At 56.5% G+C, this 14,962-nt stretch carries 14 protein-coding genes and 1 pseudogene; 5 read left to right on the top strand and 10 right to left on the bottom strand.

Annotated elements, in window-relative coordinates:
* Positions 1–35: 35 nt before the first annotated feature.
* Together ACFVHU_RS00195 and ACFVHU_RS00190 are read left to right on the top strand one after the other, a co-directional pair.
* Positions 36–1,247: an aminotransferase class I/II-fold pyridoxal phosphate-dependent enzyme gene (locus tag ACFVHU_RS00195; protein WP_388021778.1), complete on the top strand. Its 1,212-nt coding sequence runs from the start codon at positions 36–38 to the stop codon at positions 1,245–1,247.
* A complete protein-coding gene (locus ACFVHU_RS00190) occupies positions 1,244–2,026 on the top strand; it encodes a spermidine synthase (RefSeq protein WP_388021776.1) in 783 nt (260 codons plus the stop codon). The genes ACFVHU_RS00195 and ACFVHU_RS00190 overlap by 4 nt, the downstream gene beginning before the upstream one ends.
* Here the strand turns inward: ACFVHU_RS00190 and rsmD are convergent.
* The 4 genes from rsmD to ACFVHU_RS00170 are packed head-to-tail and all read right to left on the bottom strand — an operon-like array spanning position 2,003 to position 6,824.
* Positions 2,003–2,587, bottom strand: a complete 585-nt coding sequence (gene rsmD, locus ACFVHU_RS00185; RefSeq protein WP_105661164.1) for a 16S rRNA (guanine(966)-N(2))-methyltransferase RsmD — start codon at positions 2,585–2,587, stop codon at positions 2,003–2,005. The two genes, ACFVHU_RS00190 and rsmD, sit on opposite strands and share 24 nt — an antisense overlap.
* 19 nt (positions 2,588–2,606) lie before the next feature.
* Positions 2,607–4,793, bottom strand: a complete 2,187-nt coding sequence (locus tag ACFVHU_RS00180; RefSeq protein ID WP_388021774.1) for an ATP-dependent DNA helicase RecG — start codon at positions 4,791–4,793, stop codon at positions 2,607–2,609.
* On the bottom strand, positions 4,786–5,754 hold the full coding sequence (locus ACFVHU_RS00175) for a DAK2 domain-containing protein (protein ID WP_105659158.1): 969 nt from the start codon (positions 5,752–5,754) through the stop codon (positions 4,786–4,788). Before ACFVHU_RS00175 ends, ACFVHU_RS00180 begins: the two co-directional genes overlap by 8 nt.
* A 23-nt stretch (positions 5,755–5,777) precedes the next feature.
* Positions 5,778–6,824: an LCP family protein gene (locus ACFVHU_RS00170; protein WP_388021772.1), complete on the bottom strand. Its 1,047-nt coding sequence runs from the start codon at positions 6,822–6,824 to the stop codon at positions 5,778–5,780.
* Between the two features lie 141 nt (positions 6,825–6,965).
* On the opposite strand from ACFVHU_RS00170, the gene ACFVHU_RS00165 reads away from it, so the two are divergent.
* Positions 6,966–7,415, top strand: a complete 450-nt coding sequence (locus ACFVHU_RS00165; RefSeq protein WP_105659156.1) for a DUF3515 domain-containing protein — start codon at positions 6,966–6,968, stop codon at positions 7,413–7,415.
* Positions 7,416–7,492: 77 nt separating this feature from the next.
* Here the strand turns inward: ACFVHU_RS00165 and ACFVHU_RS00160 are convergent, their stop codons facing one another.
* Both ACFVHU_RS00160 and ACFVHU_RS00155 read right to left on the bottom strand, forming a co-directional pair.
* Positions 7,493–8,605 (bottom strand): D-alanine--D-alanine ligase family protein, encoded by a 1,113-nt coding sequence (locus ACFVHU_RS00160; RefSeq protein ID WP_388021770.1) that lies wholly within the window; start codon positions 8,603–8,605, stop codon positions 7,493–7,495.
* Positions 8,605–9,639 (bottom strand): NAD(P)H-dependent glycerol-3-phosphate dehydrogenase, encoded by a 1,035-nt coding sequence (locus ACFVHU_RS00155; RefSeq protein WP_388021768.1) that lies wholly within the window; start codon positions 9,637–9,639, stop codon positions 8,605–8,607. The genes ACFVHU_RS00160 and ACFVHU_RS00155 overlap by 1 nt, the downstream gene beginning before the upstream one ends.
* 78 nt (positions 9,640–9,717) lie before the next feature.
* On the opposite strand from ACFVHU_RS00155, the gene ACFVHU_RS00150 reads away from it, so the two are divergent.
* On the top strand, positions 9,718–9,879 hold the full coding sequence (locus tag ACFVHU_RS00150) for an NADH pyrophosphatase zinc ribbon domain-containing protein (RefSeq protein WP_388022943.1): 162 nt from the start codon (positions 9,718–9,720) through the stop codon (positions 9,877–9,879).
* An 84-nt stretch (positions 9,880–9,963) separates the two neighbouring features.
* Here the strand turns inward: ACFVHU_RS00150 and ACFVHU_RS00145 are convergent.
* From ACFVHU_RS00145 to leuC, 4 genes and pseudogenes are all read right to left on the bottom strand, one after another.
* A pseudogene (locus ACFVHU_RS00145) lies at positions 9,964–10,344 on the bottom strand (lysophospholipid acyltransferase family protein); the annotation flags it as partial.
* Between the two features lie 107 nt (positions 10,345–10,451).
* Positions 10,452–11,771, bottom strand: coding sequence for a UDP-N-acetylglucosamine 1-carboxyvinyltransferase (gene murA, locus ACFVHU_RS00140; RefSeq protein ID WP_332503888.1), 1,320 nt, complete (start codon positions 11,769–11,771; stop codon positions 10,452–10,454).
* A 257-nt stretch (positions 11,772–12,028) separates the two neighbouring features.
* Entirely contained in the window at positions 12,029–12,634 is a 606-nt protein-coding gene (leuD, locus tag ACFVHU_RS00135; RefSeq protein ID WP_332503887.1) for a 3-isopropylmalate dehydratase small subunit, read from the bottom strand.
* Positions 12,635–12,648: 14 nt separating this feature from the next.
* Positions 12,649–14,088, bottom strand: a complete 1,440-nt coding sequence (gene leuC / locus ACFVHU_RS00130) for a 3-isopropylmalate dehydratase large subunit (RefSeq protein ID WP_388022940.1) — start codon at positions 14,086–14,088, stop codon at positions 12,649–12,651.
* 122 nt (positions 14,089–14,210) lie between these two features.
* Here leuC and ACFVHU_RS00125 point away from each other — a divergent pair, with 122 nt between their 5' ends.
* Complete coding sequence (locus ACFVHU_RS00125) at positions 14,211–14,936, top strand: IclR family transcriptional regulator (protein ID WP_105659150.1); 726 nt, start codon at positions 14,211–14,213, stop codon at positions 14,934–14,936.
* Positions 14,937–14,962 lie beyond the last annotated feature (26 nt).

Below are 14,962 nucleotides of genomic sequence, written 5' to 3'. Positions count from 1 at the left end.
ACCCTCGTTCCTCTGTACGAGACGATAATGGACTCATGAGCATTGAATTCACTCCATGGCAGCGAACCGCATATGGTGCCAACCTACTAGATTCCAATGGACAGCCCGGAGTGACGATCTTTGAAGAAATCACCGCATTAGCGAATCACCACAAGGCCATCAATCTAGGCCAGGGGTTTCCCGATTCCGAGGGTCCACCAGAAATCAAGCAAATTGCCATCGACGCAATTCAAAATGGCGCTAACCAATACGCACCCGGTTCAGGGACCCTGAACCTCCGCGAAGCTATCGCTGCGCATCAGGAACGGTTCTATTCGTTGAAGCTTGACCCGGAGACTGAGATTGTCGTTTCCACAGGCGCAACTGAAGCCATCGCCGCTTCTCTGCTGGCATTCCTGGAACCTGGCGATGAAGTTGTGACCTTTGAGCCTTACTACGACTCCTATGCAGCCATGATTGGGTTGACCAACGCTGTGCATAAGGTCGTTCAGCTCAAGGCTCCGAATTTCGAACCAGATTTGGATGACCTTCGACGTGCAGTCACTGACCAGACGCGGGTAATCCTCGTGAATAATCCCCATAATCCAACTGGCACCGTATTAGATGCTTCAGTGCTCCAAGAAATCATTGCCCTGGCGCATCAGCACAACTGCATCATCATCGCCGATGAGGTCTATGAACATCTGACTTTCGGTGTGCGACATGTTCCCATCGCGAGCTTGCCCGGTGGACCAGAGCGAACCATCACCATTTCTTCAGCGGGCAAGTCCTTCTCCTTTACTGGCTGGAAAGTAGGCTGGGCAACCGGTCCTCGCCAACTGATCACTGCTGTCCGTACAGTGAAACAGTTCCTGACCTACTCCTCGGGCCCAGCGTTCCAACCGGCAGTAGCGCAAGCCCTGCAACTTCCAGACGCCTTCTTCGAGCGCTTCGCCGCCGATCTCGGACAGTCGGGAGAAATTCTCGCATCAGGCCTGGAAACAGCTGGCATCCCGGTGATTCGCCCAAAGGGTACCTACTTCTTGGTTGCTGATGTACGTGGCTTTGAATTGAATGATGCTGCTGAAGTAGCACGAATGATGCCCGAGCACCTCGGAGTTGCGGCGATACCGATGTCGGCCTTTGTCCATCCCGAAAACCGAAATGACTACCAGGGCCTGCTGCGCTTCGCCTTCTGCAAAAAGCCTGACGTGATTTCCGATGCAGTTCAGCGATTGCAGCGCCTGCCAGAGGTGCTCTCCAATTGACACGAAAGCTGGCTAAACGGTGGCTTGGTTTCGTCCAGGAACACGCCACGATTTACGACGATGACTTGGTCCCCGGGTCAAAAATACTCGCCATCGGCGACGCGCCCCAGTCGCATGTCAATCTTTCGCATCCGGAAGAAGTCTTCTACGAATATCTCGCGCGCATTGCCAATCATCTGAAGGTCCTGCGCCCAGAGGAGCGTCCAATGAAGATGCTGCATCTCGGCGCAGGCGCTTTGACTCTGGCTCGCTGGGCGAGTGTGGTTTATCCGTCGAGTACTCACGTAGCGGTAGACATTGAGCGGGAACTTCTTGATTTCGTTCTCACGCATCTGCCTTTGCCTCAAGGCTGCGATCTATCCCCAATTGTTGCCGATGCAAGGAGCGTGCTTGCCGAACAACTGGTCGATGAAAAGTTTGACGTCATCGTACTGGATATCTTCTCTGGGCCGGACGCACCAGAACACCTCACCACCGACGGCTACTACGCAGAACTCAAGAATTCATTGGCCAACGACGGATTGCTGTTCGTGAACATTGGCGATGACCCTCCCTTGGATTTCACCTGTTCTCAAGTTGAGGCAGCAGGTTCCAGCTTTGAATTCGTGATGCTGAGTTCAAGTCCGGAAATGTTTACCAAGCGCTTCCCCGGGAACTTGATATTGACAGCGTCCCGCCAACGATTCCGGGACGATCTAATACTCCAAGGCCAGGCAGCGGGACCACACCCGTCAGAGGTTCGCCATTCGATGGATCTAGATGGGTTCTGCAAACCATAGGTGCGTTTCGCCGTATTTCTTGTCGGCGAACTTCTCCATGGCGCTCGGCCATGTTGGTTCTGGTGAACGACCGGAACGCTCGACGATCACGGTGGCATCTTCAGCTAGGATTCTGGATATCTTCTCGAGCGTGACAGCTAGTTCTTCTTCAGTCAGCGGGTAAGGAGGATCCAGCAAGACCACGTCAAAGGTCTTGCTGGGCACTCCCGAAACCGCGTTGTAATACCCATCGAGGACGCTATCAACACTCCCGCGCTGAACCGTCACTGTATCGGTCTTCAGAACCTTATTCACCAGTGCCGCATTTTGCTGGCAAACAGAGACCGCTTTGGGCGCCTTTTCTACCAGAACAACCTGCCGCGCCCCGCGGCTGGCTGTCTCGACGCCTAGCGACCCTGATCCTGCAAAGAGATCCAGTACTCGTGCGCCAGAGAGGATATCCCAGCTTTCCAAACGGGAGAAGAGAGCCTCTTTGACCCGGTCCGTTGTAGGGCGTGTTGCATCACCAGGTACGGACTTCAGTGGACGCCCGCCAGCGGCTCCAGCGATTATTCGGCTCATTGCCTAGATCTACCTTCAATCAGTTCTTATTCAAATATTCTTTGGTGGATTCATCAAGCCAATTCCCGGCAACCGCCAGGAGTCCGGGGTGTTGACGTCCCCAGTTGCCATCGGCAAGGAGGAGACCCGCATCGGTTCTCGCCCGCTCAATCAGCGAGCGGTCCTTGATGATGCTCAGTTCCCGCAACGACGATCGGCTACCCGATTGCTGAACGCCAAGGATATTTCCTTCCTTGCGTTCCGCCAAGTCTGCCTCGGCTAGCTCAAAGCCATCGAGTGTTGACTCGATCGTCTTCAAACGTCCTACCGACGGATGGTCCGCGTCCAACCATGTGGTCATGAGGCACGTCCCGGGAAATCCGCCACGGCCTACGCGGCCACGCAGCTGGTGGAGCTGCGAGATGCCAAAGCGCTCAGCGTCCATGATCACCATCAACGTCGCATTATGAACGTCAACACCGACTTCAATGACAGTCGTAGAAATCAGCACGTCAATTTCGCCACGTGCAAAGGAATCCATGGTTTCTTGCTTGTCTGCTGCATCCAGTTGCGAGTGCAGCGCTTCGGTACGTATCCCAACAAATTCAGGCATCCCACCCAGCAACTCCTGCATGGCTTCGACGCTCATGGTTTGTCCGGCAGAATCTTCATAGGTCGCTAGGAGAACGCCTTGTTCCGCTGCCGTGTCCGAAATTCTTGGACACACCACATAGACTTGGTGGCCTTTCTCCACTTCCTCAATGATCCTTGAGAACAACCTGTCCCGGAAACCGGTCAGCTGCATGGGCACAATATGCGTTTGGATCGGTGCGCGCCCCGCGGGCAGGCGCTTGATTGTCGACGTGTCCAAATCGCCGAACACGGTCATAGCGACGGTTCTCGGGATCGGCGTAGCAGTCATGACCAGGGTATGCGGAACAGAGCCGGCCGCCTTAGCCCGCAAGGCATCGCGCTGTTCAACGCCAAAACGATGTTGCTCATCCACAACGACTAGGCCAAGTTGAGCAAATTGCACCTGATCGCCCAGCAGGGCATGCGTCCCAATCACCAGTCCTGTTTCACCGCTGGCAATACCTAATAGGGCTTCACGACGCTGTGCAGTTTTTGCCGAACCTGTCAGGAGCGCGACTCCAGTTCCCTCGCCTTCGCCGAACAATCCGGGTTCTGCAAGGTTGCCAAGCATCTTCTTGATAGACGCATAGTGCTGCGCGGCCAGGACTTCTGTCGGCGCTAGGAGCGCCGCCTGTCCTCCGGCATCGATCACCTGCAAGATGGCGCGAAGCGCGACAATGGTCTTGCCGGAACCTACCTCTCCCTGCAGCAATCGATGCATCGGATGTGGCTGTGCCAGATCGGCAGAGATTTGTTCTCCGACAAGGAGCTGGTCTTCGGTCAGGGTAAACGGCAGGATGGCATCAAATTTATCGGCCAGTCGTCCTGGCACCTGTGGACGCGCGATAGCTTTCTGCGCTCCCAGCTGGCGACCGCGTTCCCCTAATGCCAGCTGCAGCATGAAGGCTTCTTCAAAGGCAAAGCGCTGTCGAGCCACGTAAGCCTGCTTGATTTCTTTGGGAAAATGTCGATCCAAGAACGCTTGATGGCGTACTGGGTAATGATGGGTGCGTAGCAGTTCTGCTGGAAGAAATTCAGGAAGATTCTGATCTGTGAATTGTTCCATCAACAACGCCATCAAATCCCTGATGCGCTTATTCGGCATCTTCGCCGAAGCCGGATAGATCGGGATAGGGCGCGGATCCGCCTGTGATGCCTCATCCAGGATCGCGTATTCGGGCTGGCTCAGCTGCAGATGGTCTTGGTACCAGCCAACCTTGCCGCTGAACATTGCAATAGTTCCAATATCCAAGTCCGTTCGGGCTTGGTAACCATTGAAGAAGGTCATCTTCAGCTCTTGGCCGCCTACACTGAGCTCATCGCTAACGGTCACTTCAAAAATGAAACCGCGACGCGAGTGCATCTGCCGCTGGCTAACGTTGACCACCTGGGCTACAACGGTGACGTGCTCGTCAAAGGGAAGCTCTGAAATTGGCGTAAGTTCGCCTACTTCGACATAGCGCCGAGGAAAATGCCAGAGGAACTCCCCCACTGTGCTGTAGCCGAATGCCTTTTCCAGCGCGGTGGCGTTCTTATTACCGAGGAATGTTGAGAGTTCTGCATTCTCAAACGTGGTCAGCGTTGTTTCAGCCATCGTGGGTGCACAGATCGGTGACGCTGATATTCACTGGGTCACCGTATTTCTTGATCAGGTCCAAGGCTTTTTCAGACTCCGGGACATGCACATGTACGCGCCAACGGTAGGTGTCTTCTTCAAGCTGGTTTACCGGGGACATGATCACGGAATTGCCCATGGCATCTAGCTGACCGCGCAGAGTAGCGGCGCCTAATGCATCCAGAGAGACAGTGCACATGACTTCGACGCCGGTTTCAGTGTCATTGTTCAGATGGACATGCGGATCCTGGACCTGATAGCCATGGAATTTCTCGTAGGACTCAAAATCAGTGGCGTCGCTTCGAATAGCAGCGCAAAGTTCATCGATGATGATCAGCATGCCCACCGCGCCCGCATCTACTACACCGGCTTCAACGAGGGACGGGAGCTCTGTTTCAGTTCCCTTCACTGCCAATCGAGCCGCTTGGCTCATCTGGGTCAATACCGTGTCCAACGCTGCACGGCTCTCTAAATCACACTTCAAGTGAGCAAGGGTCGATCCTGCGGCCAACGCGATGGCGTTGATCACGGAGAGCATGGTGCCTTCGACTGGTTCACTCAGTGCTGACCAGGAGCGCACCTTGGCACGTTCAAGCCCAAGGGCTAGCAGCGGCGCGGTAAGCCGCTCGTAACCGACCCACGGTTCACTCAGGCCGCTGAGGAATACAGCCAACAGGGTTCCAGAGTTGCCGCGCGCCGATTCCATTGACGCGCGCGCGGCAACTTCTAAGAAGCCACCGATGTCGTCGCTTTCCAGTTTACTCACTGCATCGTGACCTGCCCGTGCAGTCAGATACAGGTTACTGCCCGTATCTCCGTCTGCTACCGGGAAAACGTTGATGGCATTGAGCCGGTCAGAATGGTTCCCGAGACTCTTGACACTCCGTGCGAGCCATTCTCTGATGGCACGCACCGAGGTATCGAGTTTTTGGGGAGTCATGGAAAGTTGGTCCTTCAGTGGAGTTATCGTGACAGGTCAGTAGTTTCTACGAACTCTGCCATCTTGTCTTCTTGCAGTGCCTTGCCAAACTTCTCAATCACTTCCATATCCGGAATGACAATTGACTGTCCGTCGGCCGAACGTCCCGGGCCCTTGTTTGGAAGGGTGAAGAATTCCATATCGCTCGAACGCAGGTTCAGCATGGAGGAAGCGTAAGAGGCAACCTTGCCAGAATCCAGAGTTTCATCAACTGCAATAAACGGTGCAATTTGAGAAACAACTTCAGAGACCTTACCCGGGTTGGTCAGGGTTTCCTTGGACATCAACTGACCAAGCAAAGCCTTGACGAAAAGCTGCTGGTTCTTGACGCGCTCGTAGTCGCTGCCTGGGAAGGACTTGCGTTCACGGACAAATGCCAGTGCCTGTTCACCGTCCAGGGTTTGAACACCCTCTGGGAAGTACATGCCATTAACAATTGACTGCTTGAAGCCTCGCGGGTTATTAACGGTAACTCCGCCCACTGCGTCGGTTAGACCCTTGAATCCTTCGAAATCGACGGACGCGACGTGGTTAATGCGAACGCCAAAGAGCCCCTCAAGGGTTTCGACTGCTTTGGGCACTCCACCGCTGGCAAAAGCACGATTGATCTTGGCAGTTCCTACGCCCGGAATATCAAGCCAGGTGTCGCGCATGACGGAGGTGACAAACACATTCTCGCGGTCTGCAGGAATATGAACCAGCATCATGGTGTCTGAGCGGCCACCGTTAGGCAGGGTACCAAAGTCTTCGCTGTCCTCATCCGCCTCACGAGTTGCGCGAGTATCGCTTCCGAGCAGCAGGATGTTGACGGCGTCCTTGGACTCGTCATTGACTTCAGGACGAGTTTCTTCCGCGGGGAAGGCATCCGTAATCGTCTGGCTTTCAGAGTCGAAAGTTCTGCCAAGGTTCCAAAGGTAACCGGCGGCAACAAGCGCCGCGACCATGACGAGGGCAAGCACGCTTAAGACGATGGCTCGCCCGGTGCGCTTTTTCTTTTTGCGCGGTCGCGCTGGGTGCTCTTCAAAGGACATTTGCTACCTTTCACAGTTTCAACTCTGTACATCCTATCTTTCAGAGTGCCGATGTAGTCTTATAACGTGTCTAAAATCAGCTTGAAAGCCCGACTGTCACCAAAACTTAACCGAAAACTTGCTCAAACTTCGGCATTGGTGATGAGCGGTACTTTATTACTACCAGTACTTGCAGGCTGCGCATCAGTCGCTTCCGTGGATGCTGCCCCGGACGCAGCCAACCCGCTTTGTGCGGAAATGATGGTTGTCCTGCCCGAAGCCATCGATGATGCCGAGCGCCGTTCAACGACCTCGCAGGCAACCTCGGCCTGGGGCGACCCGTCAAAAGTTGTCTTGCGTTGCGGTGTCGAAGTTCCCGGACCCACTACTGACCCCTGCGTATCCGTGAATGACGTCGACTGGGTAGCGAATGAGGATGAAGAATCAGGTATCTGGACCTTGACTACTTACGGCCGGACGCCGGCGACCGAAGTCGTCTTGGATCCTAACGTCATCCCGTCAAGTACCGTGCTGGCCACGCTGTCGGATGCAGCCCAGAAGATCCCGGCTTCCAAAAAGTGCGTTAGTGTTGACAAGTCAGTGAGCTTGTAAGCGGATCGCCTACAAGCAAAACGTGAGGGTGTGTTGATTCTTCAACACACCCTCAAGCTTTAACGGCTATTCCCGGATTAGCGCAAACCGATATTCCGGTCGGTAGCCAGCCCAATCAGCTCATCAATAAGTTCACGGTACTCAATTCCCGTTTTGGCCCACATTTGCGGGTACATGCTTGAAGGCGTGAAGCCGGGCATGGTGTTGATTTCATTGATGATCCACTCCCCCTCGGGAGTGTAGAAGAAATCAACTCTAGATAAGCCTTCTGCATCCATAGCGTCGAAGGCCTTGACTGCAAGTTCGCGGATCTCGCGAGTGGCTTCTTCGCTCAGATCTGCTGGGCAGCTGAGCTCGGCCGCGGCGCCATCAACATATTTCGCTTCGAAATCGTAGAAGGTGTGCTCGTTATCTGCCACCGCGATTTCGCCTGGCAATGACGCACGCGAAGGTTCGCAGCCGCGGCCTTCAAGAACACCGCATTCGATTTCACGGCCAACGATCCCCTGCTCGATGATCACCTTGGGATCTTCAGCACGGGCAATTTCAATAGCGGCACGAAGCCCCGAAGACTCGTCTACCTTGGTGATGCCTACCGAAGATCCTGCACGGGCCGGCTTGACGAACAACGGGTACTGCAGGTCTTCGCAACGCTTCATGGCAGCTTCGCTGTTGCGCAGCCACTGCTTGTTGGTGATGACTTCGTACGGGCCTACTTTGAAGCCTGCCCCTTCGAAGACTACCTTCATGAAATGCTTGTCCATGCCCATCGCGCTGGCTGCGATACCCGAGCCAACGTAGGAAACGCCAGCCATTTCCAGCATGCCCTGAATTGATCCATCCTCGCCGAACGGACCATGAAGCAACGGGAAGACCACGTCGATCTCGCCCAGATCTGCCACCGTGGAGTCCGAGTAGGACAGCAATGATGTCTTCTGCGCGTCGGTGGAAAGATGCACCGGATGATCCACCGAGGAAATTTCTGGCAGCTTGCCAGTATTCAGTGCCCAGCCTTCTGGATCCTCGTCCAGCAGGGTCCAACCGCCGTCGCGGGTGATGCCCACCGGAACAATTTCGAAACGCTCGCGGTCGATAGCGTGCATGACGCCGGCCGCAGTAACGCAGGAAACGGAGTGCTCTGAGGAACGGCCACCGAAGAGCAAGAGGACGCGGAGCTTGCGTTCAGTCATTAGTGACGTTCTCCTTCAGATTTCAATTCACGCGACAACAGGCGTGCAGCCATATTTTCAACGCTCAAGGTGCCCTCCAGGACCATGACCACCGCTTCGGTGATTGGCATTTCCACGTGATGGGCCTGGGACAGGTCGAATACGGCACGTGCTGATTTGATGCCTTCCGCAGTCTGAGACATGCGGTCATTGACCTCTTCCAAGAAGAGCCCCTGGCCAAGCAGGCGTCCTGCAGTGTTGTTGCGGGAGAGCGAGGAAGAACAGGTAGCCACAAGGTCGCCTAGGCCAGAAAGACCTGCCAAGGTGTCCAAACGGCCGCCCAAGGCGAGGACCAAGCGAGTGGTTTCAGCCAAGCCGCGCGTGATGACGGTGGACTTGGTGTTATCGCCCATTCCCATGCCATCGCACATGCCAACGGCAAGGGCGATGATGTTCTTGACGATTCCGCCAAGCTCAACACCCAAGACATCGTCATTAGTGTAGGGACGGAAGTATGCAGCGGAGCACAGTTCAGCAATCCACTGCGCAATATCAGAATCGGTGCAGGCCACGACCGAAGCCGTTGGCTGCTCGCGTGCGATTTCCATTGCCAGGTTTGGTCCTGACAGCACAGCGATCTGCTTTGCAGGCAGCCCGGTGACTTCGGCGATGACCTGGCTCATGCGCAGATCGGTCCCGCGTTCAAGACCCTTCATCAGTGAAAGCAATACCGCACCGGGTTCAAAGAATTCTTTGAACTTCGCCAATTCCTGGCGCAACGACTGAGCCGGAATCGCCAAGACGACAAGGTCAGCGTCGGTGAGAACGGTCTTCGGATCCGATGATGCCGTGATGTTGGCCGGAAGCTTGGTTTCGCGCAGGTAGCGTGAATTGGTGTGGCGTTCATTGATTTCATCGGCGGCGTCTTCGCGACGGGCCCAAATCTGAACGTCGATGCCCTTGTCTGCAACGGAATCAGCAAGCACCTTGGCGAAGGTTGTCCCCCAGCTGCCAGCGCCCATGACGGCGATTTTGCGTGGTAGCGGCTTAGTCAATGTCAGTCCTCTGGAAGGTGTTGATCAAGGTAATTAGTTATCCGGGGTATCGAAATTGCGGCCAGTCTTCGACTGGCCATGCTTGCTGGGATCCCAACGCGCAGCTGGTGCTTCTTCTTGGCGCAGTTCTGCGGTCAGTGCGGTGATCGCGTCCATGATGCGATCAGTGGCTTCTTGCAGCACTGCCCGAGTACGCGGGCCATCACGCAAGTCATCGAGATCCACTGGCTGCCCAACTGACACGGTGACATGCTTTCGCGGGAACGGATACATTTTCTTGGAATAGCGCGGCAGCAGTTCCTGGTCGCCCCAGTGAGCCATCGGTACCACTGGTGCGCCAGTCTGCAGGGCCAAACGTGCGGCACCGGTTCGCCCTACCATTGGCCACAGACCAGGGTCGCGGGTCAGCGTCCCTTCCGGGTAAATGACTATGACCCCGCCGGCGTCCAGGACTTTTCGGGCCGCGGCCAGCGATTCGCCAGCATTGGATGCGCTGCGTGACACCGGGACCTGTCCGGTCTCGCGCAGCATCCATCCGAGCACTGGAATCTTGAACAAGGATTCCTTGGCCAGCCAGCGTGGCAGCCGGCCATTGCTGTAAATAGCATGGCCGACAACCAGCGGATCAATCTCGGTCAGGTGATTGGGGCAGAGGATGTACCCGCCCGGAGGGAGGGTTTCGAAGCCCTTCCACGTTTTGCCCATCAAACCGTTCATGGCAGAACGGACAATGCCCGCCAATAGCGAGAAAACCCGTTTAGTCTTAGCAGATTCGCCAGGGGCCAGAATCTTTACCACGAATCGGATCCCCTTTAGTTGCTCAGCTCGACATTTGCGCCCAGGGCCTGCAGCTTCTCCATGAAGTGCTCGTAGCCTCGGTTGATGATCTCAATGCCGGTGACCTTGCTGGTGCCTTCTGCAGCCAGAGCAGCGATCAAATGGGAGAAACCGCCACGTAGATCAGGAACATCGATGTCGGCACCGGTCAGCTTCGCTGGGCCTACGACAACAGCAGAATGCTTGAAGTTGCGCTGTCCGAAGCGACAAGGTGTGGACCCGAGGCAGTCGGTGTGAACCTGGACGGTGGAGCCCATGCGAACCAGCGCATCGGTGAATCCGAAGCGGTTCTCATACACGGTCTCGTGAATGACCGATACGCCCTTGGCCTGGGTCAGGGCCACTACCAGCGGCTGCTGCCAGTCAGTCATGAAGCCCGGGTGGACGTCGGTTTCCAGGATCAGTGGATTAAGGTCTCCACCTGGGTGATAGAAGCGAATGCCGTCGGACTTGACGTCGAATTCACCACCGATCTGGCGGTAGACGTGCAGGAAAGCAGTCAAATCACGCTGGGTCGCGTCCTGGACGAAAATGTCGCCCTTGGTGACCAGCGCGGCAGAGGCCCATGACGCGGCTTCGTTGCGGTCAGGCAAAGCGGAGTGATCGAAGCCCGTAAGCTTCTCAACACCCTGGATGCGGATCACGCGGTCGCGGTGCACCGAGATGATGGCGCCCATCTTCTGCAGCAGCGAGATCAGGTCTAGGATTTCTGGCTCAATGGCCGCGTTGCTGACTTCGGTGACACCCTTGGCTCGAACGGCCGAGAGCAGGACCTGTTCGGTGGTGCCGACACTTGGGTATTGGAGTTCAACCTTGGCGCCGGTTAGCCCATTAGGGGCCGAGATGCGGATGCCATCGGCTGCCTTGTCAACGATCGCTCCAAAGTCGCGCAGCACTTCCAGGTGGAAGTCAATCGGGCGGTCGCCGATGCGGCAGCCACCCAGATCCGGGATGAACGCTTCGCCCAGGGCGTGGATCAATGGTCCGCAGAAAAGAATAGGGATACGCGAGTCACCGGCATGGGCATCGATCGCCTGGTTCGAGGCGGTCTTGACCTGGGTAGGGTCCATGGTGAGATCGCCGGTTTCAGGGTCCTGGTCAACCTTGACACCGTGGATTTCAAGAAGGCTGCGCACGACAGCTACATCTTTGATCTCCGGTACGTTGCGCAATACCGAAGGGGTATCGCCAAGCAGAGCCGCGACCATGGCTTTTGGCACTAGGTTCTTTGCTCCGCCGACTCGTACGGTGCCCTTGAGCGGGACACCACCATGGATCGTCAGGATCTTACCCATGTATGAATTACCTCATCGCGTAGTCGTTATCGCCCGCCGAAGCCTCTAGGCTTTCGAACTGGCAGGACTAAGTAAGCATACCGCCTCTGTACCTGCCAGTATGCCCAGATCATCTCGTGGCGCACACATTGTGAGCATGCTTTCAGACAGACCTATTATGCTCTGCCGAAATTCATTCCATTAGGAATGCAATAATCCGCTCACCCCTAACAACGTCAGGGAGGAGCGGACCATTCCAATTACTTTGAACTCGTTGCTTAGCCTGCGGTTCGTGCCGGCAAAGTTTGCGGCTTATGCGCAGGACGCTTGGCTTCGTATGCGGTGATATCTTCCTCATGCTGCAAGGTCAGGCCGATATCGTCCAGGCCTTCCGTCAAGCGCCAGCGGGTGTAGTCGTCAATCTGGAACGGTGCCGAGATGGAACCGCACTGGACCGTACGCGATTCCAGGTCAACGGTGACCGTGGTGCCTGGATTGTTCTCCAGTTCCTTCCAGATCAATTCAATGTCGCTCTGGGCCACTTCAGCAGCAACCAGTCCCTGCTTGCCCGAGTTGCCACGGAAAATATCGGCAAAACGAGCGGAGATCACAGCCTTGAATCCGTAGTCCTTCAACGCCCAGACAGCGTGCTCGCGCGAAGAACCGGTGCCGAAGTCGGGACCTGCCACCAGCACGGAGCCGGTATTGAAAGGTTCCTGGTTCAGGATGAAGTTCTCATCCCGTCGCCAACCCGCGAACAACGCATCCTCGAATCCGGTGCGGGTGATGCGCTTGAGGTAAACGGCAGGAATAATCTGGTCCGTGTCCACATTGCTCTGGCGCAGTGGAACACCAATACCGGTGTGGCTGACAATCTTTTCCATGACGGTGATCCTTCCTAGGCCGAAGCCGGTGCGTTGACGAGGTCGCTGGGCGACGAGAGGGTTCCACGGATAGCGGTAGCCGCGGCCACCAGCGGCGACACCAGGTGGGTACGTCCGCCCTTGCCCTGTCGTCCTTCGAAGTTGCGGTTGGAGGTGGACGCGCAGCGCTCCCCCTCGGCCAGCTGGTCCGGGTTCATGCCCAGGCACATGGAGCAACCTGCAAAGCGCCATTCAGCACCGAAATCCTTGAAAATCTGGTCCAGGCCTTCAGCTTCGGCTTCCAGCCGAACACGCGCCGAGCCGGGTACCACGATCATGCGGACATCAGGATCCTTTTCCTTGCCCTTGATGACCTGGGCAGCTGCACGCAGGTCCTCCATGCGGGAGTTGGTGCAGGACCCCAGGAAGACGGTATCCACGCGGATGTCCTTCAGCGGAGTGCCGCCGGTCAGACCCATGTAGTTCAAGGCACGCTCGCAGGCCTTGCGGTCATTCTCGTCTTCGAAGTCTTCCGGAGAAGGCACATTCTCGGACAGCGAGACACCCTGGCCGGGGTTGGTACCCCAGGTGACAAATGGTTCGAGTTCGTCTGCATTCAAGAAGACTTCAGCGTCGAAGCGCGCGCCTTCATCGGTGTGCAGCTGCTTCCAGTCCTCGAGGGCGGCGTCCCAGTCTTCGCCTGCCGGTGCATGCGGGCGTCCCTTGACGTATTCGAAGGTGGTCTCGTCCGGAGCGATCATGCCGGCACGGGCGCCAGCCTCGATGGACATGTTGCAGATGGTCATGCGGGCATCCATGGACAGCGAGCGAATCGCAGAACCACGGTACTCCAGCACGTACCCCTGGCCGCCACCGGTACCGATCTTGGCGATGACCGCCAAGATAATGTCCTTGGAGGTAACACCAGGCTTCAAGGTGCCTTCGACGTTAATCGCCATGGTCTTGAATGGCTTCAAGCTCAGCGACTGGGTGGCCATGACATGCTCGACTTCCGAGGTGCCGATACCCAAAGCCAGGGCTCCGAAGGCGCCATGGGTCGAAGTATGCGAATCACCGCAGACAACAGTCATGCCCGGCTGGGTCAGACCCAGCTGTGGACCCACCACGTGAACGATGCCCTGCTCCTTGTCGCCCAAGGAGTGCAGGCGAACACCGAATTCCTTGCAGTTATCCCGCAGGGTGTGGATCTGGGTGCGGCTGGTCAGGTCGGCAATGGGCTTGTCAATATCCAGCGTGGGAGTGTTGTGGTCTTCGGTCGCAATCGTCAGGTCCGGACGACGCAGCGGACGGCCAGCCAGGCGCAGGCCCTCGAAGGCCTGCGGCGAGGTCACCTCGTGCAGCAAGTGGAGATCAATGTAGATCAAATCCGGCTGGCGGGCTTCGCCTTCGCCTTCTCCTCGGCGCACAACATGTGCATTCCAGACTTTTTCTGCCAATGTCTGGGGCGACTGCATGGCGGACATGCGACACACTCCTCAAGCTACGAACATTTGATACTCCAACTTTGACACTTCATAGATCGTCTTTTCCAGTATGCGGACTTGAATCTCAAATACTGAGACATGATACTGGAACCATGACAACAGGCAGCGGCGTAGGCGTACTGGACAAGGCAGCAGCCATTCTCAACGCATTGGAGAATGGTCCCACTTCCCTGTCCCAGCTGGTAGAACTCACCGAAATCTCGCGTCCTACGGTGCACCGTATTGCCCAATCGCTGGTTCACCATGGATTGGTGGGACGCGACATGCACGGCCGCTTTGAACTGGGGAACCGTCTGGTGGAACTCGCCAGCGCCGCTGGCGAAGACCGATTGGTCAGCGCCGCTGGCCCCGTGCTCATCAAGCTTCGCGACCTCACCGGTGAAAGCACGCAGATTTTCCGAAAGCAGGGCGATTATCGTGTGTGCATCGCCAGTGCTGAGCGTCCAATCGGCCTGCGTGACACCATTCCTGTTGGAACCCAGTTGTCCATGAAAGCCGGCTCGGCAGCCCAGATTCTGCTCGCCTGGGAAGACAATGAACGCATGGTGGATGGATTGCATCACGCGCGTTTCACGCCGACAATTCTGGCCGGGGTCCGTCGGCGTGGTTGGGCCCAGTCGCTGGGAGAACGCGAGCCAGGTGTTGCTTCCGTATCCGCACCAGTTCGCGGGCAGTCCGGACGAGTCATCGCGGCACTGTCCTTGTCCGGCCCGATTGAACGGCTCACGCGCCAGCCAGGGAAGATTCACCACGAAGCCGTGACTAGCGCCGCCCACGAGCTTTCCGAACTGCTGCGCATCCAGAATGACCGCGCGTAGCCAGCTGATGAAGAACGTTCGGAGCA

This window comes from Glutamicibacter sp. NPDC127525 (assembly GCF_042672105.1).
Taxonomy (GTDB): domain Bacteria; phylum Actinomycetota; class Actinomycetes; order Actinomycetales; family Micrococcaceae; genus Glutamicibacter.
The sequence above is the reverse complement of the archived record's forward strand: the minus strand, read 5'-3'. Positions and strand labels throughout refer to the sequence as shown.

Coding starts and splice junctions, on each gene's coding strand:
- ACFVHU_RS00195 (WP_388021778.1), top strand. CDS start 36: ATGAGCATTGAATTCACTCCATGGCAGCGAACCGCATATGGTGCCAAC.
- rsmD (WP_105661164.1), bottom strand. CDS start 2,587: ATGAGCCGAATAATCGCTGGAGCCGCTGGCGGGCGTCCACTGAAGTCC.
- ACFVHU_RS00180 (WP_388021774.1), bottom strand. CDS start 4,793: ATGGCTGAAACAACGCTGACCACGTTTGAGAATGCAGAACTCTCAACA.
- ACFVHU_RS00175 (WP_105659158.1), bottom strand. CDS start 5,754: ATGACTCCCCAAAAACTCGATACCTCGGTGCGTGCCATCAGAGAATGG.
- ACFVHU_RS00170 (WP_388021772.1), bottom strand. CDS start 6,824: ATGTCCTTTGAAGAGCACCCAGCGCGACCGCGCAAAAAGAAAAAGCGC.
- ACFVHU_RS00165 (WP_105659156.1), top strand. CDS start 6,966: ATGAGCGGTACTTTATTACTACCAGTACTTGCAGGCTGCGCATCAGTC.
- ACFVHU_RS00160 (WP_388021770.1), bottom strand. CDS start 8,605: ATGACTGAACGCAAGCTCCGCGTCCTCTTGCTCTTCGGTGGCCGTTCC.
- ACFVHU_RS00150 (WP_388022943.1), top strand. CDS start 9,718: ATGCTTGCTGGGATCCCAACGCGCAGCTGGTGCTTCTTCTTGGCGCAG.
- murA (WP_332503888.1), bottom strand. CDS start 11,771: ATGGGTAAGATCCTGACGATCCATGGTGGTGTCCCGCTCAAGGGCACC.
- leuD (WP_332503887.1), bottom strand. CDS start 12,634: ATGGAAAAGATTGTCAGCCACACCGGTATTGGTGTTCCACTGCGCCAG.
- leuC (WP_388022940.1), bottom strand. CDS start 14,088: ATGCAGTCGCCCCAGACATTGGCAGAAAAAGTCTGGAATGCACATGTT.
- ACFVHU_RS00125 (WP_105659150.1), top strand. CDS start 14,211: ATGACAACAGGCAGCGGCGTAGGCGTACTGGACAAGGCAGCAGCCATT.